Here is a 22466-nt window from a genome sequence, read left to right as displayed (position 1 = left end):
TAAAGTTGCTTCCTTACTTATCTATTCATAATCTTCTTCATCATCGATTTCTTCGTAATACGCATTCCCATTACTTACATAAATAGGGCCATTCGCAACATCAATACGTAATACCCATGCCCATGGCACAGCTAAACGCTTATGTATTGCTCGCCAAAAGCTCATTGATTTTCTTTCGTACTCCTGGAACTCCTGAAGTAACTCTTTATAGGAGGAACCGTCTAACTGAATATTTGCTTCTAGCAAACGAGAATGGGCATAGTACTGCAGCTCTAGTTCAGCAGCAATTTCCATTTCTTCTTCTGTTGCCATACCAATAATTGTTCCATCTGCTGGTGCAATTTCATATACGTTGTGAACTTCAATAAGCCCTTCTTTCTCTTTCTCAAACATGTAAACAGCCTCCTTTAACATATATTTTTTATGTTACAAAGTCATACTTCTACAATAACTTCTCTCTTTCCTCTTTTTTTGATAAACTTTTACAAAATATTTAACCGATGACCTGTTTTCTCTATTCTTTCAGCAGAAATGAAACGATTTTTATCAAAATTTAATTTATACACATCAGGCATATGAAGTATTTTCCAAAACTCCAAATCATATTTCGAATTAAAATAATTCATTAGTAATACCATAATATTCCCATGCGTACCTATTACAATATTCTTACCTTCATATTTTTTTAATATATTTTGTATACATATTACAGCGCGCTTTTGTGCTACAGTATTTGATTCTCCGCCTTCGTATGCAAAACTCCAATCTTTCCACACATTCTGCATAGCATCATTAAAATTTGATACTGGCTCTGTGCTCAATAATCTTTCACGCAAATCTTCTTCAGTTTGTATTGATAATTTATATGTATTCGCAATTCCTTGTACAGTTTGGATTGCTCTTTTGTAAGGACTAGAAATAACAACATCAATATGTTTATCTTTTAATAAATGCGTTACATTTTCTGCATCACAGTGCCCTTTTTCAGATAAAGGTCGTTCCCGTTCTTCTTTTGTATATGTAGAATGGGCATGGCGAACGAAATATATTGTTGTCATTTTTCAACCTCCTTTCTTATTTTCCATCTATATTCAATAATAAGATTGGAAAATCCTGTATTACAAAAGAGCACTTTTCATAAGTGCCCCTTTGTTTACATAATAAAATTATTTCATTATAATTTATTTCTGAATTCCTCACTTATGACAATATCTCGAATAAAGTAATCCATATTACTTAGAAGTTTTTCAAATGCTTTTTCACTCAAATTGTTCATCATAAAGACAATCTCAATCTTATTCCCTTTTTTATCAGTACCATAGAAACTATTTGTTAATACAAATGCCGTAGAACCACCTTTCTGTCCAGCAAATTCGAATATACCCTCTCCTACGGTTCCTTTAAATATATTCTCAACCTCACCTTGCATTTGTGGTGTAAAATAATTTCTGCTATTTATCTTTTCCAATAAACTCATGTAATCCTTCGCATTTGCACCTATAAACCGATCTGACCAAATACGCTGAAAATCCATATCGGCTTTTAACGATATCTCGCGTTTTGTCCATTCTTTCTCGTCTTTCATCCATTCATGTATTTGCCATACATGCTTAACATATTCATCATTAGACATATTACGTAGCTTGTCCAATGCTTTATTTTGAGGAATATGCAGTTCTTTTTCAACATAGCCCCTCATATATAATGCCCCTGTATACGTTGGATAAAATTCATCGTGACTATTTAAGCCTAACTCTTTCAAACTTTCATTTATCCGCGCTGCTCCAAGCTTGTCCAATAAATATGATGCATTCGCATTCGAACTATAATGGATCATTCCTTTCACTACTTCTTCTAAAGAAGTTTGACCACCCTTCACTAACTCTTTACCTTTTACATCATCTAGCCATGCAGGGTGTGCACCACCATCAGTATTTTTCACATAGTATTTTTCTAATTCTTTCAATGAAATTTTCTCGTCTTTTCTTATTTTCCCTTCAGCTACTTGCTTAGCATATTCAATTGCTATAACGATTTTCGACATACTTGCTAGCGGTAATTTTTCTTTTTCATTTATTGATGTCAATGTTTCACCATTTCTTTTAACAATTAAAGAAGTTGTTTTATCATCCTTATGTTCTTTTATGTAATTTAGCACATAATTAGAGTCTTCTTTGGAATTGACATATTCCTTCACTGAAAAGAAAGCTATACAGCCTACTATAGTAATTCCAGCTATAATTCCAACAACTTTTAATCCCCTCATGATACTCCCCCTAAAATAAACATATTATATATTATACTAAATAAATTTCCCTTTTTAAGTAATAATTAGATTATTTATACAAAAATACTTCTTTTCTTAAACAACAAAAAAACATGCCTTCATTAGGAAAGCACGTTTTGTGATATTCTTTACATTGTTTAGTTAAAAAATAAATGTTTACTTACCATGATGTAACATTAAATCACTAAGTTCTTCTTCAATGTGATTTAATTTCGCAACGCCTTCTTTCCATTTATGAATATAACGTGAAACCCCAACGAAAAACAAAACAATAATTGTGGAAAGAATAATACCATATACGATTGCTACAGTACTCATAGTTACACTTCCTTATAATTAGTAATGTGGTTATTAGTTATATTTTTATTATAAACCTTTTTCTTTTAAAATACTTCGATTTCAACTTTTTGTAACAAAATTGATTTTTCTAACATTTCGTTCGTGAAAATGGCATATTTTTCACAAATTATACAAAACTTCACCATATGTACTATTACCATATGAGTTATATTATTAAATAGAATAAAGGGGATGATATACTATGACGACTTGGTTTATTGTAATGTTAGTTGTATTTGGAGCATTTAAAATTATCGTTTCTAGCCTTCCTAACACTGTTATTGAATCCATTATTAGCAAGTACGAAACACATCCAAAACTTGAAGAAGAGAATGTGACTATTACAATTCATGGAAATAGCGTAGAAGGCGAACAGAAATCAAAAATTATTCATGATTTTAACGAAGGTTTATTTTTAGATCGCTATTATGCACCACCACACAATGAGGGTACGCCTTTAATTATCAATGCAAAACGTGGCAAAAAGAATTTTACATTTTATATTTATAGTCACGAGGAGCATGTTGATGTTGTAAAACAATATAAAAAGAAGGTAGTTGCTTATAGTTTACGCTCTAAAAACCTTCAAAATAGTGATATGTTCGTGTCAGCTGACTTAGCTTAATACTCATATATTGGAAAAAGGAATCCACGAAATATGGATTCCTTTTTTCTCATTTACTGAAAAATAAGCTCTGTCTTCAAACTATCTTTCGGTAACAACCAGCCTTTTTTCTCTAAACTCGCCATTAATAATTCCCTTTGTTTTGTCGCAATACTTTCTTCATTTGTTTTAAATGACACTTCTATTACGAAGTCATCTTCTAATTTTCCGGTATTACTTAATGGCCAAACTTCAATATTTGCTTTTATGTTTTCAAACTCTCCTGTATATCGTTTCATTAATACAGGACCGTAAATACGGGAATTCTTTAACATTTCCTCTCCCCAATTTGTATACAACCATTTGTTCATTTTCCCTGGTAATTTTTCTATTAACATGTTTTGAGCAGCTTGTTCATTTGGTAAATCAAGTATCCCATATCCTTTAGCGCTGTAACTTTTCTTATTTGAAATGCTTAATGTTTTCTTCTCAAATCCCCAATCTATTTCCGCCTCATAACTATCCGTATTACTATCGAATCCTTCTTTTTTAGCTACTTCTAGTGCATCTTGAATTACACCATTTGGAATAGGATATCTTTTTTTATATGTTAATTCAAAATCTTTATTAAATTCTTTCTTTCGAATTCTAGCAAACCAACCTTCCTCGCTTAAACTTTTATTCGCAGTATCTAAAAATTGCACTTGTATTCTTTCATATTTTGTACCAGCCTGGAAATGTTCTAGCATCTCTTGCTTCATCTCTTTGTTATCACCTAATACTTGTTCTGGCTTCAATAATAACTTTACTTCAAAACTAGGTTTCATTGGACTAGCTGCAAACCCTTCCTTAACGTTATAAAGGAAACAACAAAAGAAAATGCTTACGAATACAAATACTTTTTTCATATACCTATCCCCTTTACATTTCAAATGACTTCTATACGTTCCATTGCAAGTGAATATACATTTTCATATCCTGCTGTACTTAGCTTTTGTTGTAATCGATCCGTATCCTCTTTCAAAGCGTGCACTAACACCGTATGTTCTGGTAATAATGTATTTAGCATCTCTTTAACGTCTCTTATACTTTGGTGAACTTTATACGGAACTCTCTTCACCCTACATGTACTCCTTACATGTTCTTTCATAACTTTTTCTGCAAAACTCCCTTTCGCAATATGCCCAGTAAAAATAACGGCATTCCGTTTTTCATTCCGAAGTTGTTCATAGTATAACTGTGCTCGTTTCGTTTGCATATTCGCATCACTCATTACAACTATTCCGTAACTATTTTGCATACTAATGTCATTATCCATCACTATTATGTTTCTTTTTAAACTCTCCATAATCCATTTAAGTTCTTCATTATTTTTTATCCAACCTTTATATATGAACATCTCTTCAAATCCAGCCAAAATTTCTTTATCTACTATAAGCGGAAATTCTTTATATCGTTCATATAAATACAATACTATATCTTGCGCCCTACCAAGTTGTGGCAGCGGTAATAATGCTATTCCTTCATTTTGCATAACTCGTTCAATTTCTGCACATAGATCGTCTAATCTTTCATTTTGCGAAACATCATCTGTGTGATAAGCGGCATCTACAATTGCAACTTTTATATTGTGGCCCAATTTCTCAGGTAAATTAGCTCGTAGTATATTAGACTCTGCTGAATAGTCGCCTGAATAAAATACGTATGTATTACACATATCAACTAAAAACCAAACAGCTCCTAATACATGCCCACTATACCCCCACTGAAACCGCAATGTAGGAGTAATTTGTATCCATTCATTTGGATTACTAATCTCATCAATACATACATAATTTAAATCTTTTATATGTTGGTCGCTATAAGGTAACTTCCACCCTTGCATCACATTATAGTTTCTCCATTTTTCATAATATAACGGCAGTTGCTCCTTCGTATAACGAGTCGTCCAAATTTTTTTCTTATATCCATACTTCGCCAATAAAGGTAAACCCATCGTATGATCTTCATGAATATGTGATAAAAATACCGCATCTAAAAATGGAACAACTTCTCCCTCTATTTTTGGATAACTATTCTCATATGATCGATTAATACCACAATCAAATACTATTTTCGTCTCTTTATTTTTTACAAAATAGCAGGAGCGACCGTACTCCCCTGCTCCTCCCCATACTTCCATTCTCATCATGCTACCCCTTTTCGTGTTTGCTCCATATGTTGCAGCAGTAATAAGCACATTGTTGTAAGTCCAACAGAAACAACGGCCATCGCCATTCCTATAGATACTTCACCCTGTTCAAATTGAGCAAAAATAAACGTTGCTGACGTTTCTACTGATGGAGGTAATACGAGAAGTGATGCTACTAACTCTCTTATTGAAATTGTAAATGTCATCGCCCATCCGGCAAGAATGCCTGGGATAATAAGAGGCAATATTATTTTTCTAAAAATATAAATATAATTTCCCGAAAAAATACTTCCTGCCTGTACGAGAGAATCATCAATTTGTCCGAGTGATGATTTTACATATTGCACCGTGTAAGGTAAAAACAGAATAACATACGTTATGATAACCATAATTGGTGTATTATAAATTGACATAGGCATATATGGTGAATTCCAAAATAGAATAAGACCTACAACCATAACGATTCCTGGTACCATATTCGGTAACATACCGCACATATCAAGCCATTTTTCAGAGTTTTTTTTCCCTTTTCGAATCATAAGTGCCAAAAAGACTCCAATAATTACCGCAATAATCGCTGTTACGAGTGAAAAAAGAAAACTATTCCATAAAGCCTCTAATCCCGGAGATCCCATTGTAAACAATGCCTCATAATGGCTTGTTGTAAAGTTATTTACATGTAAACCGCCGCCTCTTAATTTTGAAAAAGAAGCAATAAGTATAGAAAAGTATGGAATTCCAATTGATACGATTAATAAACCAATTACATACATCCATGCTACAACGCGCGTAAATATAGACAAAGTATATCTTTTAGATTTCACACCTTTTCCACTAACCATTGCATATGAATACTTTCGATTCAATACATTTTGCATATACCAAATGAGCATACAAGCACTAAGTAATAAAGAAGATAATGCTGTTGCACTACTGAAATCAATTGGCCAACTCGAAATAAATTTATGAATTTCTGATGTTAACACGTGGAATCCTATTCTACGTCCGAATGTAGCCGGTGTTCCAAATTCAGCAATCGTCTTTACGAAAATGAGTAAAGCACCCATTACATAACTTGATACTAATAACGGCAATATTATTTTTCTTAAGCGATAGAAAAAACTTCCGCCATGAACTGCTGCAGCTTCTTCTTTACTACTCCCAATCTGAAGTAACGTGTTTTTCAGCATGAAATAAAGGAATGGGAATAAATGCAGACTCATAATTAAGACCATACCTCCTAAACTAAAAAACGATGATGAAACTGTCTTTAGCATCGGGAAAAATTGTTCAAAATAGCCGTTAGGTTGCATGAACAAAATCCAGCCCATCGATCCAATATACGGCGGTGTCATAAATGGAATCATAAAAACAATATCTAACTTACTATACTTTCCTACATCTGTTTTGCTCATAATAAATGCCAATGGAAATGCAAATATTGTAGCACCTATTACAACGAGTACACCTAGAAGCATCGAATTTAGAAAAATCCCCGCTAATCCACCACTCTGCATCACTTCAAAAGGCTTTAAAAAATTCCAACTGCTATTTTCATATACACTAGAAAATAAAATAAGAAAAAGTGGAATGACGATTAACATCGCGACAAGTAATAACGCTATCGTCATTCCAACTTGTCTTACTGATACGAATCGATTTACCATGGAATCACCATCTTATTGAAATACTTTCTTAAATTGTTTCCCTATTTCATCTTGCTCTTTCTCAACTGTTTTCCAATCAATATTTAATACTGGAATCTCTTCTACATTTGGTCTATTTTCAGCTTTTATATCTGTTCTACCAGGCAATAAATACGCTTTAGAAACTTGTTTTTGTACATCATCGGATAATAAATAATCAATAAACTCTTTTGCACCTTCAACATTTTTACTATCCTTCATAATCCCCGCTGCACGTGGGCTAATAACTGTTCCGCTTTTTGGATATACGATATCAACAGGTTCACCCTTTGCTTTTGCGCTATACGTCATATAATCAACACCCGCAATGACCATATCTTTCGCACCTGTTACAACTGGGTCTAACGCTTCCTGGTTTGCTCCTGCTACTGTAACTTCATTTTTCTTAAGCTGCTCAAATAAATTCCATCCATCTTGTCCATTCTTTTTCACGTATCCTGTTACAAAGTCTAAAGCTGAACCTGAAAGTGCTGGATCTGGAAGATTCACTTTCCCTTTCCATTCTCCTTTCGTTATATCGCTCCAATCTTCAGGCGCCGTCTTCACATTTTTTGTATTGTATACAATCCCTAATGCTGAAGCACTATACCCGAAATAATGGCCTTTATCATCTGACCATTCAGAACGCAGCTTATCAGCTTGTTTCGCCTCTTTATAAGCTAACGTTTGACCCTCTTTCTTTAATCCTTCCATCGCTGGTAAGGAAGCGAGTACGACAACGTCAACGACTGGATTTTTCTTTTCAGCTTCCATTCTCGCTAAAATTTTACCAGTTGTCCCTTGAAACATTTCCACCTTTATACCAGTTTTCTTTTCAAAGTCTTTTTGAATTTTTTCTGCTAACCCTTTTGGCCCTGCACTATATACAACAATTTTCTTTTCATTCATATTTTTACTTTTTGCATCTGCATTACCTGTCTTTGAACTACAACCTGTTACTACAGTAGAAAATAGTAAAGTAAATACAAATAAAGACTTAAGCGAACTGAATTTCTTCATACGATTCTCCCCCTATATGATGAATACATTTTTTGGGTACATATAACGATACTGGTTTCCCGATGCTTAGCTTACTATTGTGATAGGCTGTCCAGATGCCTAAAGTCCCCATATTTACTTTCACTTCATAACGCTCTCCTACGTATGTAACGTGCTGAATTTCACCTGTATACATTTCGCACACATCATTTTTTGTCCAACTCACATGCTCTGGACGAATCATTTTTTCACCCTCTACAAGCCAATTCGCCTTACCAACAAATTTGGCAACAAATTCATGAGACGGTTTCACATAAATATCTTCCGGTGTTCCTTTTTGTAATACTTCTCCTTGTTTCATGACAATAATTTGGTCTGACATTGACATTGCTTCTGTTTGATCGTGAGTGACATACAGTGCAGTTAAACCAATGGAATGAACGATATCCATAAGCTCTATTCTCATTTCTTCTCGCAAAATTGCATCGAGTGCACTTAGCGGTTCATCAAACAAAATAAAATGAGGTTTTGTTACAATTGCTCTAGCGAATGCGACACGTTGTTGCTGTCCACCAGAAAGTTCGTGTGGATACCTTTTCTCCATACCTTGCAGGCGAACTCGCTTTATCGCATCCTCTACTTTTTCTCGTAAATGATTCGTTTGCTTTGTAGCTCTTAAACCAAATGCAACATTTTCAAAAACAGTCATGTGCGGCCATAAAGCAAAATCTTGAAATACCATACCGATATTCCGTTCATGAGGAGATGTCTTTATCTTTTTTGTAGCAGAATACATGCACTGGTCTCCAAAATATATTTCTCCCTTATCCGGTTCTTCAAGTCCTGCTATCATTCTAAGTAAAGTCGTTTTCCCACATCCCGAAGGTCCTAAAAGTGTAGTGAATTCCCCTTTTTTCATTACAATCTGCAACGGCTTTAACGCTTGTATTTTTCCAAATGTTTTTTCTAATCCATTAATTTTAATATCCATCGTCTCACCTCTCTCCCCTCATTCTTAACCTGCTTTCATTCTATATGGAAGATTTATACTGAATGTTAATGCACTGTAAAGATTAAATTAAAAAACTTCTAATAAACTATTTATTTCTATAGATTTTTTCTATAGTTAAAATAAAAAAGGCGGCAATTCATAATGAATCTCTTAAAATTAGAAATTGTAGTACTTATTAAGAAATACCAAAAGCTTACAATCGTTGCAGAAAAACTTGGCGTTAAACAACCAACTATTACTTTTCATATAAAAAGCTTAGAAGAAGAACTCGGTGTGTCTTTATTCGAATTACGTTCTGGAAGGTATTTCTTAACAGAGGCTGGTGAGGCTTTGCACCATTATGCTTGTAAAATAGATGCACTTATGAAAGAAGCTAGACGTGTCACGCAAGAGTTTAAAGATTTTCATAAAGGTGCTATAACAATTGGCGCTAGTTATGTACCAGCGACTTATCTTTTGCCAGCAGTCGTTCATCAATTTCAATGTGAATTTCCCAATATAAAAATAACGCTACTAGTGAAAACAGCCCCTGAAATTCGAATGATGCTACAAAATCACGAAATCGATCTTGGGATAATTTCCGCTGCTCCATTTGATGAACCACTTTTAAAACAAACGAATATAATGCCCGATACACTTGTTCTTTCCTTTTCCAAAGAACATCATTTTTCAAAAAAAGACAATGTATCGTTACAAAATATAGAAAAGGAACGCATACTATTGCATCGTAACCCATCTACAACGAGAGATTTACTTACACAATGGACGTTAGCGCACAACATTACATTCCAATCAGAAATTGAATTAGATTCATTAGAAACGATGAAACAAATTTTAAAATATGGTAATGGAATTGCCTTGATTTCTAAACTTGCTATCGAACAAGAAATACAACGAAATGAGATATGCTATATACCAATCCCTGAATTTGAATTTCAGCGTAATATTTATACGATTCATCATGAGGACAGATGGAATTCTAAAATCATTTCTTTTTTATTACAGAGCATCACTTCATTTGCAACAAAAAATTAAAAGGCTGTCGTTATGCACGACAGCCTTTTAAACTATAAATCTATTTATTTTTCTTTGCCTCAATTTTTGCTTGCGCCTCTTCAGCCTTATCTAATGCTTCTGATACTTTCTTCTCTTTTTCTTTCACTTCATCTATACTATCGACAGCTTTAATAATTTTATCGATTCCCTCTTCTTCTACCTTTCTACGCTTTGCCACTCTTTCATTTACTTTCTCTTCCACATCTTTTGCTTTTTGAAGCATATTCTCTGCATTTGATGTTACAGCTTTTTCAAGTTCATCATCTTTTTTCTTTTGTAACACTTCATTTGCAATGTCTTTCGCTTCTAAATACTTACCGTCTTTTAATGCTGTTGCTCCGTGATCCATTTTCTCAGCAACTTCTTTATATGATTTCGCTTCATTTCCTGATTTCTCTTTTTCTGCTTTTTCGAACCACATTGTTGCATCACTATACTTTTCATCTTTCAATGATTGCATACCTGTTTCAATATATGTGTCATAATTGCTACATCCAGCCATTACGACTAATAGAAAAAGCATAGCAAAACTTAATTTTTTCATGCTGTTGTCTCCTTTTCTTTGCAAGCTCACTTTACTTTAACATACATGAAAAAGAGTTTCAAAAACTAAAATACTAATTTAGTCATTTTTATAATGATAAGTCAAATTTTTATTATTTTCTTATTTTTAAGCGGACACATCTAGTTGTTTTTTCGCCATATGTTGCTTTACTCCAACTAATACAACTAACAATAAACCTCCGCCTATTGTCATCATAACAATGCTAGTTGGCAACATATCTAATAGTAGTCCATATACAATCATACCAAGTGGTGCGATTGCAGTCGCAATTGTTTCAAGTAGGCCAAACACACGCCCTAGGTAGCTCGGATCTGTCGTTTTTTGCATATGTACTTGCATTGGAATGTTTACAATCATAATTGCTATACCAGTTAACATCATAAAAGCAATATAGTAAATAAAACTTGCTACTTTTGGAATGATAACTAACAACGGAAAGACTGTACATAAACTTAAACCTGCAAACAAAAACAGTCCAGTATAAATTGAACGAAACGGATTATTCACTTCTTTACGCACCGATAAAGCAATCGCACCAATTAACATCCCGACTGCTAACATTCCCTCTACAGTACCAAGTTGCTTTGAAGATAAATACAATGTATGTACGATAATGTATGGAAGTGCAACGGTTAGACCACACGCAAAAAAGTTTACCCACAATGCTATTTTCATTAAACCATATATTTCATGTTTTCGTTTTATATATGAAAAACCTTCTTTTATACTCGTCAAGAAATGCTCTTTACTCTCAGCCACTTCTTTTTTATATAAATCAAATACAATAAATAATTGCAAAATAACCGCTAAAAAGAATGTAATGCTATTCAACAAAAAGAACGACTGAATTGAAAAGAAACCAAATACAACTCCGCCAATAATCGGCCCTAAAATATTTGATAAAGAAGCCGCCGTTTGATTTAAAGCACTCGCTTTTTGAATACGTCCTTCATCTACTAAACTCGGAATAGACGAAGTTAATGCAACGGAATAAAAACTTGCACAAATTGATAATAATGCTGCTGAAATATAAATAAAAAGAAGTGATGGTCCAAATATAGTAGCAAGAATAAACATACTAAGCATCGTTAAACTACTTAATAAATCAGTACCAATGACAAGCCATTTTCGATTGACGCGATCTGCTACAGCACCAGCAATTGGACCACAGATCATCCTTGGAAGTGATCCGCAAACGAGCGTAGTTGCAAACCCCATCCCTGAACCAGTAGTCTTTAATACGTATAACCCCATTGCGAACGTATAAATACCTGCGCCTAATAAAGACGTCATTTTTCCAATCATCATTAAAATGATGTTTCTCGTTGCAATCTTCATTCTTGAATCATGTTGTCCTATACTTATATCTCCCATTTTTGACTCTCTCCCCTTAAAAGTTAAATTGTGTTAAACTTATTATATAATCAACTTTCCGATTTTCACAACATAAAGTTAAATATAATTTAACTTTTTAAATATAAAGGAGCAATAATATGGCAACTCTCGGCGAAAAAATTAAAGCATTAAGAAAAGAAAAAAAGCTTACACAAACAGAGCTGGCAGGTTTGGAACTGACAAAAAGTATGCTTAGTCAAATTGAAAATGGAAAAGCTACACCTTCTATGAAAACATTACAATATATTGCGGAAAAACTTGAATGTGAAATGAGCTTTTTATTAGAAGAAGATGAAGGAGAAATTGTGGAACTCATTCAAAAAATGGAGCCATTAATAAAAGCAAATAAATGCGATGAAGTATACAAGACTTTACTACCTATCGTTCAAACAGAGCTACCTTCTACTTTAAATACAGCTCGCTTATACAAACAATTTGTAACTGCTGCGACGATTATGAAAGATTACAACATTGAATCTTACGTAGAAAAAGCTGTTTCTATTTTTGAAAAATATAAGTTATATCGCGACAGTACAGAAACAAAATTAAAATTATCTTTTGCGATATTCACGCGTAAAAAGTATGCTGAATGTTTACAACTTATATATTATATTAGAAATGATTATGAGGAAAAACATTTAGAAATGGATCTCATTATACATATCGAGTTATGTTTATATGAAGCCATCATCTTACTAGCATGTGGCGATTATGAAAAATGTGAAGAAACGATATTAGAAGCACTCGCATTTTCAAAAAAGCATCAAGTGTATTATAAAACAGATGAATTTTACCGGATTTTATCTTACCAAAAAGTCATTACAGCTGATAAAGAACAATATTTATATTACATAAAAAAATCTGAGCAATTTGCCATTTTTACAGAAGATATTCTATCCATCGCAATTATTGATATTTTAAAAGCTTACTATTACAACACAATTACTAATGAATATACAATCGCATTAAAACATCTAGAACAATTTCGAGAAAAACTAAAAGATGAGCCAATTTTTCAAGACGATGGACTGTACTATCTTGAAAAAGGAAAGGCTTTGTACGGATTAAAACGTTACGAAGAAGCTTTACAAGCATTGCAACGTGGTATTATACCGGATTATATGAACCATCCACTGGATCAAGCGTGGCTTACAACAGCTGGTGCATATCGTGCACTTTGTTACGTCAAACTAAATGATAAAACAAGAGCTCTTGAAGAAGCAACAAAAGCAAATGAAATGATACAATCTTATCCAGATTCTATTTTCTCTGCATTTATTAAAGAAATATTACAAATAATACAAAAACTTTAAGAATGTCTCTAAATGGTATATTATTCCTCTTTTTTAGCAAAGATAATAATGATGGGAGGAATATAAATGAATATACAACGTGCAATAGAGCTTTCTATGTCAGCAGAACAAGCCAATGTCAATTTTCAAGGCATGCCTGTTATGATTCAACACGTCGATGAAAGCAATGAAACCGCCCGCATATATGAAGTAAAAAACCCAGGACGCGAATTAACTGTTCCAGTTAATAGCTTAGAGGAAATATAAGAAATGCTACTTCTCTTTTGAAGTGGCATTTTTCTTCTTTCAGATTACTTATTATAAATTTCTTATATCCTTTATTTTACATGAGCTGAAAAAATAAGAATTTTCTACTTCTTTTCTTTTTGTGACCTGCTAAAATACAAACTATGGATTAATTATTCGTACTATACATTAAGGGGGAAAAATAATGGCATCTAATTTAGAAAAAAACAAGCCTTATTATGCAGTTATATTCACTTCTAATTTATCAAATGATACAACTGACTATAATACCGTTGCCGAAGAAATGGAAAAACTCGCAAAGCAACAACCTGGATTTTTAGGTGTAGAAAGTGCACGAGGTAATTCTGGGCTCGGAATAACAATTTCTTATTGGGAATCACTTGATGCAATTGAAAATTGGAAAAAGAACACCTTACATAAAGAAGCGAAAAAAAGAGGTCGTGAGCACTGGTATGAAAACTTCCACCTGCGTATTTGCCTTGTTGAGAAAGAATTTAAGTTTCATAGAGGCGATTTATAACTATGAAGAAAAAAGTAGCTCTCGTTATTGTTCATGAAATATATGGTGTGAACGACCATATGCATCACGTTACCCAGCACTTTACTTCATCTCATATAGATGTATTCTGTCCTAATCTTCTACAATCACAACACGCATTTCATTATCGTGATGAAGAAAAAGCATATGAACATTTTGTAAATCATATTGGATTTGATGATGGAAAAAAGCAAATTGAAGAATTCATTTCCCATCTTTCTAGTAGTTATACACATATTGGACTTATCGGCTTTAGTGTTGGAGCTACCATCTCATGGCTATGTAGTAACAATCCGAAAATAGATTTTATTATCGGATGTTACGGTTCTCGTATACGCGACTATGTTCACATAAAGCCTACATGCTCTACATTACTTATATTCCCTGAAAAAGAGGCTAGTTTTTCAGTATCCTCTTTAATTCACACATTGCAGCAACAAAAGAATCCTTTATTAGAAATAAAACAACTACACGGTGAACATGGATTTCTAAATCCGTACACTGAAAAATATAACGGGCACTCTACAAAACAAGCATACAATTTAATAGATTCATTTCTTGTAAAGTGAAACTTCAATCAGTGGGGGGGGGGTTCATCCCCCACCTAATCTCTTTTCTTACGTTGAGTTTTAAGGTGTGGGTCTTACTGCCCATACGTGATAAAAACAATCTTATACAGGAGACTCAAAATGACGCTGACATTACTCTTACTTGTTTTCATACTCATTGCCTTTATCTCAGCGCTAACTATCATTTTTATAACCGTAAAAAAAGGAGGATTTTTCAACCGCCCCTACTTACAATCTATTATCGTTTGCCTTTTATTTTTTACTAATTGGATCTTATATGTAATAACTTTTTATTCGTTACTTCCCGAGAAAATTAGTGAGTTCCTATTCCTACCCATTTGGTTTTTCCTTTGTATTTTAGGTTTTATAACTTTCTGGCGTGAATGGGGAAATAATCGTGTATTCTCCATATGTATCGGTTTTCTTTCCTTGACTAGTTTTTTATTTGGATTATTGTTGTTAGTTCTTTCCGGGATGTAATAGAAGAAGGAAGAAAAGCTAACGTTCAACTTTTCTTCCTTCTATGTTTACCTTTAGTTTTCACTGTCACTGATTCACAAGGTGTATAATATATTTGAGGTGTCGCCTTATCAACAAACATCATAAACGTAATAAAGCCGATAATAAAGAAAATAAATAACGTTAACAAAATTGCTCCTATCGTTAAAAGTATCATAACACCACCCCTATATTTTTCATGTTATTACACTTTTCGCTATGATATGAGTGTAATCCTTTTTAGAAAAGGAAACGTAACAAAATAATCACAATCACTCCCGTTAATACTGTACCTAATAAACTACGAGTATATATCGCTACAAGAAATGTTGGAATTGCTGCAATAAGATAATCCCACTGCATCGTTTCATGCATAAATAAAACTTGTGCTAAAAGCGCTGCTAATATCGCAATTGGTATGTAATTTAACCATTTTAAACCCCAGTCAGGAATTTGTAGTTTGCTAAATACGAGTAGAGGTAAAATACGTGGCACGATTGTAACAGCTCCTGCTGCTAGTAAAAGTAATAATACATCTAATCTCATTTCCATTTTTCAATCAACACTCCAATCGTCGCAGCTAGTAAGGTTGCGATAATAACCGCTATACTATCTGGCATAAATAGGTGTGAAACGTATGCGATAATAATCGCTACAATTGCAACACTTAAATGAATTGCTAGTTTCGGTTTACTACTTATGAGCTGAAGTACAAATAATCCGATAAACATTGCTGGTAATGCATAATCCATCCCGTATGTATGTGGATCTGGTATCCACTCACCAAATAGCCCGCCGATAATAGTAGCAAGAATCCAGTTTAAATAAGCCGTTACATTTAGCCCAATCATCCATCTTTCGCCTAAATATCCTTTTTGCGCTGCATGCTGCACTGCAACACCGAACGTTTCATCTGTAATTTGAGAACCGATTAGTAAGTTTTTAAATAGAGGCAGTTTCATAAAGTATGGTGCAAGTGCAGCACTCATAAGAAGGTGGCGCAAGTTAACAAAAAATACAGTAAAAATAATTGCGGAAGCAGGAGCACCAGCTGCATACATACCAGCTAATATAAATTGGGCAGAACCTGCATAAATTAAAGTGGACATAAACGCAATTTCAATGATGGAGAAACCAGCTGTTTTTGCAATTACACCAGCTGCTATACCGATGCTCAAGTAACCAAATACAGTTGGTAAACAATCTTTTACTCCTTGCTGAAATGTATCGTCACTCTGCAAAGCTACATGTGCCTGAGCTTTACTCATCTCTATCATCCTCCATTCCTTCTAAAGTTCGTTTTCCTGTTACGACATGAACTAAATCTATATTTTCACGCCATAACGTATCTAACTTATCAGCTCCAAATTCCTTTGTGATTTCTTCAACCATAATATCGTGCCGCACATACTCTGTAGCAACGAGAACTAGCGCTGGGTCATACGTTGTAACGGCCCATGAAGTGCTATCATTTGAGAAGTTCGCAATTAATACTTCCTCTCCATCACGAGCAATAACAGTTAAATGACCACCCATTCTCTTTTCAACAACGTGGGGCGTCATATAATTATGATGAAACGTCGCTCCTATTTTTGTTTCTGGAGCTCCAAATAAGATTGAAAATATATGTACGCCTTCCTCTTCCTTTTGATGAATGTATGGTTCAATTTCATGCACTTGTTCTTCCCATACAGAAACCCATAACTCTTCCTTAGCTCTACTAATTATATTGCATATTTCTTTCAAAACACGATCATTTGAACGAATATGCGAAATTACATCTATTTGTCGCTCTTGTTCTAAACAATTTAATTTCTCATCTAAAAATTCAAAGGACTTTTCAAAGTCTTTTCGCATTCGATTCATTAATTCGGTAGCTGGTACTGGTACATATTTAACTGGTTCAGAAGGTACAATATGCACCGCTCCTTTATCCATTAACTTACCGAGTACCTCGTAAATCATAGAACGAGGTACTCCTGTTTGTTTACTTACTTCATAGCCTGTTACTGGGGAATGTTTTAACAATCCAATATACGCTTTACATTCATATTGGGAAAATCCTAACTTTTGTAATTCCTTTATAATTTCATCCATCGGTAACCCCTCACAATCTAAATCGCTCTTACTTCAAAACGACGATTTTGCTTCCCTTTACTTTTTACTTTATCAATAACAAGTGTTCCTATTTCACTCGTATTTTTCACATGTGTGCCTCCACAAGCTTGTTCGTCTAAATTTTCAATTGTAACAATGCGGATTTCTTGGATAGTAGTTGGCAGGAGATTTATTGCTGTTTTAATCATTCCTACAGCATTTTCTGCTTCTTCGCGGCTCATATAACGAGTGGAAATTTCTTTATTTTGCTTAATAAGTTTATTCACTTCCTCAACAATTTCTTCTACTTCCACGCTCGATAACTCTTGTAACTCATTAAAGTCGATACGTGCTTTATCAGGATAAATTTGATTTCCGGTGCATAGAGCTCCATACTTTTCATAAACAACAGCTCCGATAAGATGCAGTAAAGAGTGATGACGCATTAAATTATGACGTCTTTCCCAATTTATCTCTAATTTAACTGGACCTAACTTTACTTGAGCTTCATCTTTTATATAGTGAACTATTTCTCCTTGCTCCTTCTTTACTTTTTCAACTTCAAATACAGACCCATCTTGTACAATGACACCCGTATCACATTCCTGTCCTCCACCAGTTGGATAAAAAACTGTTTCTTTTACAAATACTTTATTCCCTTCTACTCTTATCACTTCTGTTTCGCAACTCGTTTTGTATGCATCTTCTAAATATAATGCCGTTGTCATACTCTCACCTCTTTAGTAGTTATAGTTATACCTACTAATATAAAAAAGAAACTTCATAAAGTCAATTGATAATTCTGAAATTTTAAATTAATAAAAGACTCCTTTATTAGGAGTCCACTATCTCAATATTTCATTCGCTTCTTTTTCATAAATTTTATCAAATGACGTCATAACACGCTGTGATGCTTGAATCATCTTTTGATCTGTCATAAGATCTGCCATCTCTTTCGTCATATCTACATTTGAATTTTCTAGCATATGATTTTTTACTATTCCTGTTCCGTTCGGTAAATTAGCAATGTTTCCTTCTGCTAGTGTAAAGCTTTTGTTTTCACGTTGCACGAGACGTGCATTCGTTTCTGCATCTACTGTTTTTGTTTGCAAACGACCAATATTATTTTGTGTTACTTCATCATATAATGTACCGTCTGCTTGTACAGCAACCTTTGCTCCTTCTGGAATACGAATACGCTCATTATTCTCTCCCATTACGAAAGCACCTGAAGATGTTTGTAAATATCGATCACTATTTAATGTGAAACTACCATCTCTCGTTAAAAACGTTTCATCATTTTTAGAAGTAACAAAAAATGATGTTGTGCCGGCCGCGCCGTCATCTAAAAAGAAATCTGTAGCGCTATTTGTCATTTGTATATTTCCTTGTACTAAATTCACATGCGTTGCAGCTGGTACTACAGCGTAATCGACCGAACCGATATTTGTTACCGCCCCATCTCCGCGGCGATATGTGTCTTGTACATCAAATACTTTAGACGTCATATTTTCTGCTTTAAATCCTGTAGTTTGAGCATTTGCAACGTTATTCGAATGAACATTAATGCGCTGCATGTAATTCATCATGCCCATAGAACCTATATAAAGACCGTTCATATTCGTTTGAATAAGGCAAGCGCCTTATTCTTCACCTCTTTTCTACGATGTTTGTAACATTTGTTTTGCTAAATGTTCAGCTGTAGCGATATGTATATTTTTCTTTATGTCTTGGCCATCTGTCATTAATACAATAGGAGCTGATGATACTGCTGGAATTTTCAACAATTCGCCACTACTTGCTGTTTCATCAAATTTCGTAAACACAATACCATCTATATGAATATCTTTAAAGTTTGTAATAATTTCAATCATATCTTTACTTTTCATTGAAGCTGATAACGTTAAACAAATATAATCTGGTTCTACTTGTCCCATCGTTTCAATCATTTCTTCCACTGTTTCTGACGTACGATAATTTTTTCCGGCTGTATCAATTAAAATATAATCAACGCGTGCTTCTTCTTTAAAATACGTAAGCGCTCTTGTCATTGCAGCTTCATCACGCACAGCAATTACTTCAGATCCAATTGTCTTTACGTTATCTTGCAATTGCTGCACTGTCCCTATGCGCGAATGATCGGTCGTTATAAAACCAACTGTTTTTTTCTTACCGTGAAATTGCCATGCCATTTTCGCAAGTGTCGTCGTTTTACCAACGCCAGTTGGACCTATTAATGCAATTGTTTGTACTTCTTTTTCAAAGACGTTTTCCGTATTAAAATGAGATTTCATATCTTCCAATATGTACCTGATAACTTCTTCTTCCGTAATCATCGTTGCATTTTCAAACTTTATTTTTAACTTTTCAGCATATGCATGAATGAAATATTGTTCCACATCGTTTTGTTCTAGCATCCGAATTACTTTTTGAATAATAAACGGTACAGATTCTTGATTTTCTTTCTTTGGAACTACTTCTTCTTTCTTTACCGGAACGACTTGTTTCACAACTTTTTTCTTTTTCGTTACTTCCGTTTCTTTCATCGGTTTCACAACGACGATTCCTTTTTCAAACAGCTTTAATAGTTTCTCTTTTTTTCTTGCCCATTCTTCACTATTTCCTGTTTGCATCGCCGCGTATGACATAGAAGTCGTTACGTTTTCTAAATTGTGCAGTACTGATTGAATTCCATTCGCCTTCACAATTTGTTCTGAAGGATCATTCACAACATCCATTAACTGTTCATGAAATTGAGCTGTACCTTCATTCACTTCTTCCTGTTTTTCTTCTGGAAAAGCAACTAACATTTCATAATCCTTTTTCCAAAAAAACGGTATATTTCGTTTTACACTTTCATCGACAACGTAATAATAATCTGTACCATATTGGTCAAATAACTTTCGATACAATTCATTTTTCGAAGCTGCTTTTATTCGCATTAACGCTTCTTTCTTTTCTGTACTTTCCATTACTTCACCCCCTACTATTCAATATAGGCAATTTGATCCACAACAATTTCTGGTGCTAATTCGCTAATACAAAGTACTTGTGCTTCCACTTGATAACGTTCTAGCAGTCTTACAATCGCAAATCTAAAATCTTTTCTACGTGTTAATAACACTGGTTCTCTTCCCATTAAACGTGCTTGTTTAAAGACGCGCTGCACTTGCTCAACGACACGTGTTTCTAAATCTAAATCCCAGTTTAATAAGTAACCTTGATATGAATTATTCACAACATCAGCATCTAACTCAATTGAATCAGAGAAGAGCGCTGCATATATTTTTCCGTCTGGATTTTTTGCATTTTCACAAATAACTTTTGAAATACATTCACGAACAAATGATGTTACACCATCCACGTGGTTTTGATAAATTTCTTTGCCGTCAATAATACCTTCAATAATTGTTGGTAAATCACGAATAGAAATACCTTCTTTTAGAAGTTGTTTAATAACATTTTGAACGAGTGATAAATCAATTTCTTTTTTCTTAATCTCTTCTAATAGAACGCCATTATCATTTTCAAGCGAGTTAATTAAGTCTTTTACATGTTGGCGCTGAATTAATTCATGAAGATTACGTCTAACGACAACATCTAAATGTGTAATTAATATGCTAAGTGGCTCTAACACTTGATAGCCTTTCATTTGTGCATCTTGCACCATATGCTCTAAAATCCAATATCCATCTTCACCGAAAATTGGATCTTTCGCTGGCTCTGCATCTAAATCAGCCATTACGTTTGGTGTTTTCAGTGCTAATAAATAACCTGATTTTAAAACACCTTCAGCCGCCTTCGCACCTTTAATTCGAATAATGTAACGTCCGCGTGGTCTAAAACTCGTATTATCTTTAAAGTTAATTCCAGGAACGTTAATACCGAGGTCAGTAATAATCGACTTCCTCATAAGAACAACTTTATCACGAGCTGTTTCCCCGTTAATTTTCTGCTTTACAAGTGCTGCTAAATCTAAACCGAGTTCTACTATAATTGGATATTTATCCGTAAATACTCCAAATGAATCTTCTACTTGTTGCAGTTGCTCATCTTCGCCTTGGATCATTTCTATTTCTTTTTGAAGCTCGTCTTCTTTTTCTTTCTTTATTCGATTTTTATTACGAATTCCTAAGAAGATAATTGTTCCGCCAACGAGTGCGAATGGTAGAAACGGTAGCGGAGTAAAAATACCCATTGCGATAAATAAACCACCGAGCGCATATACAACGACTTCATGCGCTAATAACTCTTTAAAGATACCTTCTGTTACTGTATCTGGTGAGCCGTCAAATACACGCGTTACGATAATACCTGTTGAAATTGCAAGCATTAGCGATCCAATTTGGTTTACGATTCCGTCACCGACAGTTAACTGTGTATAATGAAGAGCCGCATCTGCAAAGCTCATCCCTTGCTGCATCATTCCGACAATTAAACCGAAAATAATGTTTACGAATAAAATGACAATCCCGAAAATAACGTCCCCTTTAATGAACTTTCCGGCACCATCCATCGCCCCATAAAACTCTGTTTCCATATTTAATTTTTTTCGTTTTGCTTGTGCATCTTTTTCTGAAATAATACGCTGGTTTAAATCAGCATCGATAGACATTTGTTTCCCTGGTAAAGAATCAAGTGTAAAACGAGCTGCTACTTCAGCTGTACGAGATGCACCGTTTGCAACAATAAACTGGAATATGATTAATACTGTAAAAATAACGATACCAATTAATAAGTTTCCGCCAATTACGAACTGGCCGAACTCTTCAATAACATGACCTGCATTTCCATCTGTCAAAATCGCTCGCGTCGTCGAAACGTTAATCGATACGCGGAAAATCCCGATTAATAACAGCATCGTTGGAAATGACTTTAATTCATCCCACTCGTTAATACTTGTCGCTCGCATATAAATAAGCACTGACATACTTAGTAGAAAAACGATAATAATATCAAGTATAAATGGTGGAAGTGGAATTAAGAGCGCCACTACGAATGACGCTGCTAAAAAGATAGAAAAATAGGTTCTTGCAGAATCTATCTTAAACAAAGAGATCTCCTCCAAACGC

The 22466-nt window shown here is 34.1% G+C and carries 27 protein-coding genes; 7 read left to right on the top strand and 20 right to left on the bottom strand.

Annotated elements, in window-relative coordinates:
• Nucleotides 1–21: 21 nt before the first annotated feature.
• The 5 genes from MKY21_RS08585 to MKY21_RS08565 all read right to left on the bottom strand — a co-directional run bounded on the left by MKY21_RS08585 (nucleotide 22) and on the right by MKY21_RS08565 (nucleotide 2787).
• On the bottom strand, nucleotides 22–393 hold the full coding sequence (locus MKY21_RS08585) for a hypothetical protein (protein WP_000461766.1): 372 nt from the start codon (nucleotides 391–393) through the stop codon (nucleotides 22–24).
• A gap of 89 nt (nucleotides 394–482) precedes the next feature.
• On the bottom strand, nucleotides 483–1058 hold the full coding sequence (locus tag MKY21_RS08580; RefSeq protein WP_341075932.1) for a histidine phosphatase family protein: 576 nt from the start codon (nucleotides 1056–1058) through the stop codon (nucleotides 483–485).
• A gap of 116 nt (nucleotides 1059–1174) precedes the next feature.
• Nucleotides 1175–2266, bottom strand: a complete 1092-nt coding sequence (locus tag MKY21_RS08575; protein WP_001214673.1) for a serine hydrolase — start codon at nucleotides 2264–2266, stop codon at nucleotides 1175–1177.
• A 177-nt stretch (nucleotides 2267–2443) separates the two neighbouring features.
• Nucleotides 2444–2605 carry a hypothetical protein gene (locus tag MKY21_RS08570; RefSeq protein ID WP_000108701.1) on the bottom strand — a complete coding sequence of 54 codons (162 nt, stop codon included), beginning with the start codon at nucleotides 2603–2605 and terminating at the stop codon, nucleotides 2444–2446.
• Nucleotides 2606–2670: 65 nt separating this feature from the next.
• The gene (locus tag MKY21_RS08565; protein ID WP_001987133.1) at nucleotides 2671–2787 is read right to left on the bottom strand and encodes a hypothetical protein; all 117 of its coding nucleotides are present in this window, start codon (nucleotides 2785–2787) and stop codon (nucleotides 2671–2673) included.
• Nucleotides 2788–2828: 41 nt separating this feature from the next.
• Between MKY21_RS08565 and MKY21_RS08560 the strand changes: the two genes are divergently transcribed.
• Nucleotides 2829–3251 carry a YfmQ family protein gene (locus tag MKY21_RS08560; protein ID WP_088066895.1) on the top strand — a complete coding sequence of 141 codons (423 nt, stop codon included), beginning with the start codon at nucleotides 2829–2831 and terminating at the stop codon, nucleotides 3249–3251.
• 53 nt (nucleotides 3252–3304) lie between these two features.
• Here the strand turns inward: MKY21_RS08560 and MKY21_RS08555 are convergent, their stop codons facing one another.
• Genes MKY21_RS08555 through MKY21_RS08535 form a run of 5 tightly spaced genes read right to left on the bottom strand, consistent with a single transcriptional unit; the run spans nucleotide 3305 to nucleotide 9096 of the window.
• Nucleotides 3305–4138 carry a hypothetical protein gene (locus tag MKY21_RS08555; RefSeq protein ID WP_341075927.1) on the bottom strand — a complete coding sequence of 278 codons (834 nt, stop codon included), beginning with the start codon at nucleotides 4136–4138 and terminating at the stop codon, nucleotides 3305–3307.
• A gap of 20 nt (nucleotides 4139–4158) precedes the next feature.
• Nucleotides 4159–5421 carry an MBL fold metallo-hydrolase gene (locus MKY21_RS08550; RefSeq protein ID WP_323630448.1) on the bottom strand — a complete coding sequence of 421 codons (1263 nt, stop codon included), beginning with the start codon at nucleotides 5419–5421 and terminating at the stop codon, nucleotides 4159–4161.
• The gene (locus tag MKY21_RS08545) at nucleotides 5418–7088 is read right to left on the bottom strand and encodes an ABC transporter permease (RefSeq protein ID WP_000248144.1); all 1671 of its coding nucleotides are present in this window, start codon (nucleotides 7086–7088) and stop codon (nucleotides 5418–5420) included. Before MKY21_RS08545 ends, MKY21_RS08550 begins: the two co-directional genes overlap by 4 nt.
• A 12-nt stretch (nucleotides 7089–7100) precedes the next feature.
• The gene (locus MKY21_RS08540) at nucleotides 7101–8126 is read right to left on the bottom strand and encodes an ABC transporter substrate-binding protein (protein WP_341075922.1); all 1026 of its coding nucleotides are present in this window, start codon (nucleotides 8124–8126) and stop codon (nucleotides 7101–7103) included.
• The gene (locus tag MKY21_RS08535) at nucleotides 8104–9096 is read right to left on the bottom strand and encodes an ABC transporter ATP-binding protein (RefSeq protein ID WP_341075920.1); all 993 of its coding nucleotides are present in this window, start codon (nucleotides 9094–9096) and stop codon (nucleotides 8104–8106) included. The genes MKY21_RS08540 and MKY21_RS08535 overlap by 23 nt, the downstream gene beginning before the upstream one ends.
• A gap of 162 nt (nucleotides 9097–9258) precedes the next feature.
• Here MKY21_RS08535 and MKY21_RS08530 point away from each other — a divergent pair, with 162 nt between their 5' ends.
• Nucleotides 9259–10152: a LysR family transcriptional regulator gene (locus MKY21_RS08530; protein ID WP_341075918.1), complete on the top strand. Its 894-nt coding sequence runs from the start codon at nucleotides 9259–9261 to the stop codon at nucleotides 10150–10152.
• A gap of 40 nt (nucleotides 10153–10192) precedes the next feature.
• On the opposite strand, the gene MKY21_RS08525 is transcribed toward MKY21_RS08530, so the two are convergent.
• A complete protein-coding gene (locus MKY21_RS08525) occupies nucleotides 10193–10717 on the bottom strand; it encodes a hypothetical protein (protein WP_341075916.1) in 525 nt (174 codons plus the stop codon).
• Nucleotides 10718–10843: 126 nt separating this feature from the next.
• A complete protein-coding gene (locus tag MKY21_RS08520) occupies nucleotides 10844–12112 on the bottom strand; it encodes an MFS transporter (RefSeq protein WP_341075914.1) in 1269 nt (422 codons plus the stop codon).
• A 119-nt stretch (nucleotides 12113–12231) separates the two neighbouring features.
• On the opposite strand from MKY21_RS08520, the gene MKY21_RS08515 reads away from it, so the two are divergent.
• The 5 genes from MKY21_RS08515 (at nucleotide 12232) to MKY21_RS08495 (ending at nucleotide 15279) form a co-directional block, all read left to right on the top strand.
• Nucleotides 12232–13446 carry a helix-turn-helix transcriptional regulator gene (locus MKY21_RS08515; protein WP_341075912.1) on the top strand — a complete coding sequence of 405 codons (1215 nt, stop codon included), beginning with the start codon at nucleotides 12232–12234 and terminating at the stop codon, nucleotides 13444–13446.
• 66 nt (nucleotides 13447–13512) lie between these two features.
• Nucleotides 13513–13692: an H-type small acid-soluble spore protein gene (locus MKY21_RS08510; protein WP_001025731.1), complete on the top strand. Its 180-nt coding sequence runs from the start codon at nucleotides 13513–13515 to the stop codon at nucleotides 13690–13692.
• 184 nt (nucleotides 13693–13876) lie between these two features.
• Nucleotides 13877–14212 carry an antibiotic biosynthesis monooxygenase family protein gene (locus MKY21_RS08505; RefSeq protein ID WP_000157878.1) on the top strand — a complete coding sequence of 112 codons (336 nt, stop codon included), beginning with the start codon at nucleotides 13877–13879 and terminating at the stop codon, nucleotides 14210–14212.
• A gap of 2 nt (nucleotides 14213–14214) precedes the next feature.
• On the top strand, nucleotides 14215–14799 hold the full coding sequence (locus MKY21_RS08500) for a dienelactone hydrolase family protein (RefSeq protein WP_341075909.1): 585 nt from the start codon (nucleotides 14215–14217) through the stop codon (nucleotides 14797–14799).
• A 120-nt stretch (nucleotides 14800–14919) separates the two neighbouring features.
• The gene (locus MKY21_RS08495; protein ID WP_044584281.1) at nucleotides 14920–15279 is read left to right on the top strand and encodes a hypothetical protein; all 360 of its coding nucleotides are present in this window, start codon (nucleotides 14920–14922) and stop codon (nucleotides 15277–15279) included.
• Nucleotides 15280–15304: 25 nt separating this feature from the next.
• On the opposite strand, the gene MKY21_RS08490 is transcribed toward MKY21_RS08495, so the two are convergent.
• From MKY21_RS08490 to flhA, 8 genes are all read right to left on the bottom strand, one after another.
• Nucleotides 15305–15475: a DUF3951 domain-containing protein gene (locus MKY21_RS08490; RefSeq protein ID WP_000602236.1), complete on the bottom strand. Its 171-nt coding sequence runs from the start codon at nucleotides 15473–15475 to the stop codon at nucleotides 15305–15307.
• A gap of 62 nt (nucleotides 15476–15537) precedes the next feature.
• Nucleotides 15538–15849: an AzlD domain-containing protein gene (locus tag MKY21_RS08485; RefSeq protein WP_000425938.1), complete on the bottom strand. Its 312-nt coding sequence runs from the start codon at nucleotides 15847–15849 to the stop codon at nucleotides 15538–15540.
• Nucleotides 15840–16565 (bottom strand): AzlC family ABC transporter permease, encoded by a 726-nt coding sequence (locus MKY21_RS08480; protein WP_000030474.1) that lies wholly within the window; start codon nucleotides 16563–16565, stop codon nucleotides 15840–15842. Before MKY21_RS08480 ends, MKY21_RS08485 begins: the two co-directional genes overlap by 10 nt.
• Nucleotides 16558–17394, bottom strand: coding sequence for a TrmB family transcriptional regulator (locus MKY21_RS08475; RefSeq protein ID WP_000343362.1), 837 nt, complete (start codon nucleotides 17392–17394; stop codon nucleotides 16558–16560). Before MKY21_RS08475 ends, MKY21_RS08480 begins: the two co-directional genes overlap by 8 nt.
• A 17-nt stretch (nucleotides 17395–17411) precedes the next feature.
• Nucleotides 17412–18122, bottom strand: coding sequence for an alanyl-tRNA editing protein (locus MKY21_RS08470; protein WP_000205398.1), 711 nt, complete (start codon nucleotides 18120–18122; stop codon nucleotides 17412–17414).
• A 117-nt stretch (nucleotides 18123–18239) separates the two neighbouring features.
• Nucleotides 18240–19013 (bottom strand): flagellar basal-body rod protein FlgG, encoded by a 774-nt coding sequence (locus MKY21_RS08465; protein WP_001013935.1) that lies wholly within the window; start codon nucleotides 19011–19013, stop codon nucleotides 18240–18242.
• A gap of 42 nt (nucleotides 19014–19055) precedes the next feature.
• On the bottom strand, nucleotides 19056–20366 hold the full coding sequence (gene flhF, locus MKY21_RS08460; protein ID WP_025967105.1) for a flagellar biosynthesis protein FlhF: 1311 nt from the start codon (nucleotides 20364–20366) through the stop codon (nucleotides 19056–19058).
• A gap of 14 nt (nucleotides 20367–20380) precedes the next feature.
• Nucleotides 20381–22447 carry a flagellar biosynthesis protein FlhA gene (gene flhA, locus MKY21_RS08455; protein WP_000472534.1) on the bottom strand — a complete coding sequence of 689 codons (2067 nt, stop codon included), beginning with the start codon at nucleotides 22445–22447 and terminating at the stop codon, nucleotides 20381–20383.
• Nucleotides 22448–22466: the final 19 nt, after the last annotated feature.

The organism is Bacillus sp. FSL R9-9497 (assembly GCF_038005805.1).
In the GTDB taxonomy this organism is placed as follows: Bacteria; Bacillota; Bacilli; order Bacillales; family Bacillaceae_G; genus Bacillus_A; species Bacillus_A cereus.
This window is presented reverse-complemented; position numbering and strand designations above follow the sequence as displayed.

Excerpts from the sequence above, each read along its gene's own strand:
- MKY21_RS08585 (WP_000461766.1), bottom strand. The coding sequence starts at position 393 with ATGTTTGAGAAAGAGAAAGAAGGGCTTATTGAAGTTCACAACGTATAT.
- MKY21_RS08580 (WP_341075932.1), bottom strand. The coding sequence starts at position 1,058 with ATGACAACAATATATTTCGTTCGCCATGCCCATTCTACATATACAAAA.
- MKY21_RS08575 (WP_001214673.1), bottom strand. The coding sequence starts at position 2,266 with ATGAGGGGATTAAAAGTTGTTGGAATTATAGCTGGAATTACTATAGTA.
- MKY21_RS08570 (WP_000108701.1), bottom strand. The coding sequence starts at position 2,605 with ATGAGTACTGTAGCAATCGTATATGGTATTATTCTTTCCACAATTATT.
- MKY21_RS08565 (WP_001987133.1), bottom strand. The coding sequence starts at position 2,787 with ATGGTAATAGTACATATGGTGAAGTTTTGTATAATTTGTGAAAAATAT.
- MKY21_RS08560 (WP_088066895.1), top strand. The coding sequence starts at position 2,829 with ATGACGACTTGGTTTATTGTAATGTTAGTTGTATTTGGAGCATTTAAA.
- MKY21_RS08555 (WP_341075927.1), bottom strand. The coding sequence starts at position 4,138 with ATGAAAAAAGTATTTGTATTCGTAAGCATTTTCTTTTGTTGTTTCCTT.
- MKY21_RS08550 (WP_323630448.1), bottom strand. The coding sequence starts at position 5,421 with ATGATGAGAATGGAAGTATGGGGAGGAGCAGGGGAGTACGGTCGCTCC.
- MKY21_RS08545 (WP_000248144.1), bottom strand. The coding sequence starts at position 7,088 with ATGGTAAATCGATTCGTATCAGTAAGACAAGTTGGAATGACGATAGCG.
- MKY21_RS08540 (WP_341075922.1), bottom strand. The coding sequence starts at position 8,126 with ATGAAGAAATTCAGTTCGCTTAAGTCTTTATTTGTATTTACTTTACTA.
- MKY21_RS08535 (WP_341075920.1), bottom strand. The coding sequence starts at position 9,096 with ATGGATATTAAAATTAATGGATTAGAAAAAACATTTGGAAAAATACAA.
- MKY21_RS08530 (WP_341075918.1), top strand. The coding sequence starts at position 9,259 with ATGAATCTCTTAAAATTAGAAATTGTAGTACTTATTAAGAAATACCAA.
- MKY21_RS08525 (WP_341075916.1), bottom strand. The coding sequence starts at position 10,717 with ATGAAAAAATTAAGTTTTGCTATGCTTTTTCTATTAGTCGTAATGGCT.
- MKY21_RS08520 (WP_341075914.1), bottom strand. The coding sequence starts at position 12,112 with ATGGGAGATATAAGTATAGGACAACATGATTCAAGAATGAAGATTGCA.
- MKY21_RS08515 (WP_341075912.1), top strand. The coding sequence starts at position 12,232 with ATGGCAACTCTCGGCGAAAAAATTAAAGCATTAAGAAAAGAAAAAAAG.
- MKY21_RS08510 (WP_001025731.1), top strand. The coding sequence starts at position 13,513 with ATGAATATACAACGTGCAATAGAGCTTTCTATGTCAGCAGAACAAGCC.
- MKY21_RS08505 (WP_000157878.1), top strand. The coding sequence starts at position 13,877 with ATGGCATCTAATTTAGAAAAAAACAAGCCTTATTATGCAGTTATATTC.
- MKY21_RS08500 (WP_341075909.1), top strand. The coding sequence starts at position 14,215 with ATGAAGAAAAAAGTAGCTCTCGTTATTGTTCATGAAATATATGGTGTG.
- MKY21_RS08495 (WP_044584281.1), top strand. The coding sequence starts at position 14,920 with ATGACGCTGACATTACTCTTACTTGTTTTCATACTCATTGCCTTTATC.
- MKY21_RS08490 (WP_000602236.1), bottom strand. The coding sequence starts at position 15,475 with ATGATACTTTTAACGATAGGAGCAATTTTGTTAACGTTATTTATTTTC.
- MKY21_RS08485 (WP_000425938.1), bottom strand. The coding sequence starts at position 15,849 with ATGGAAATGAGATTAGATGTATTATTACTTTTACTAGCAGCAGGAGCT.
- MKY21_RS08480 (WP_000030474.1), bottom strand. The coding sequence starts at position 16,565 with ATGAGTAAAGCTCAGGCACATGTAGCTTTGCAGAGTGACGATACATTT.
- MKY21_RS08475 (WP_000343362.1), bottom strand. The coding sequence starts at position 17,394 with ATGGATGAAATTATAAAGGAATTACAAAAGTTAGGATTTTCCCAATAT.
- MKY21_RS08470 (WP_000205398.1), bottom strand. The coding sequence starts at position 18,122 with ATGACAACGGCATTATATTTAGAAGATGCATACAAAACGAGTTGCGAA.
- MKY21_RS08465 (WP_001013935.1), bottom strand. The coding sequence starts at position 19,013 with ATGAACGGTCTTTATATAGGTTCTATGGGCATGATGAATTACATGCAG.
- flhF (WP_025967105.1), bottom strand. The coding sequence starts at position 20,366 with ATGGAAAGTACAGAAAAGAAAGAAGCGTTAATGCGAATAAAAGCAGCT.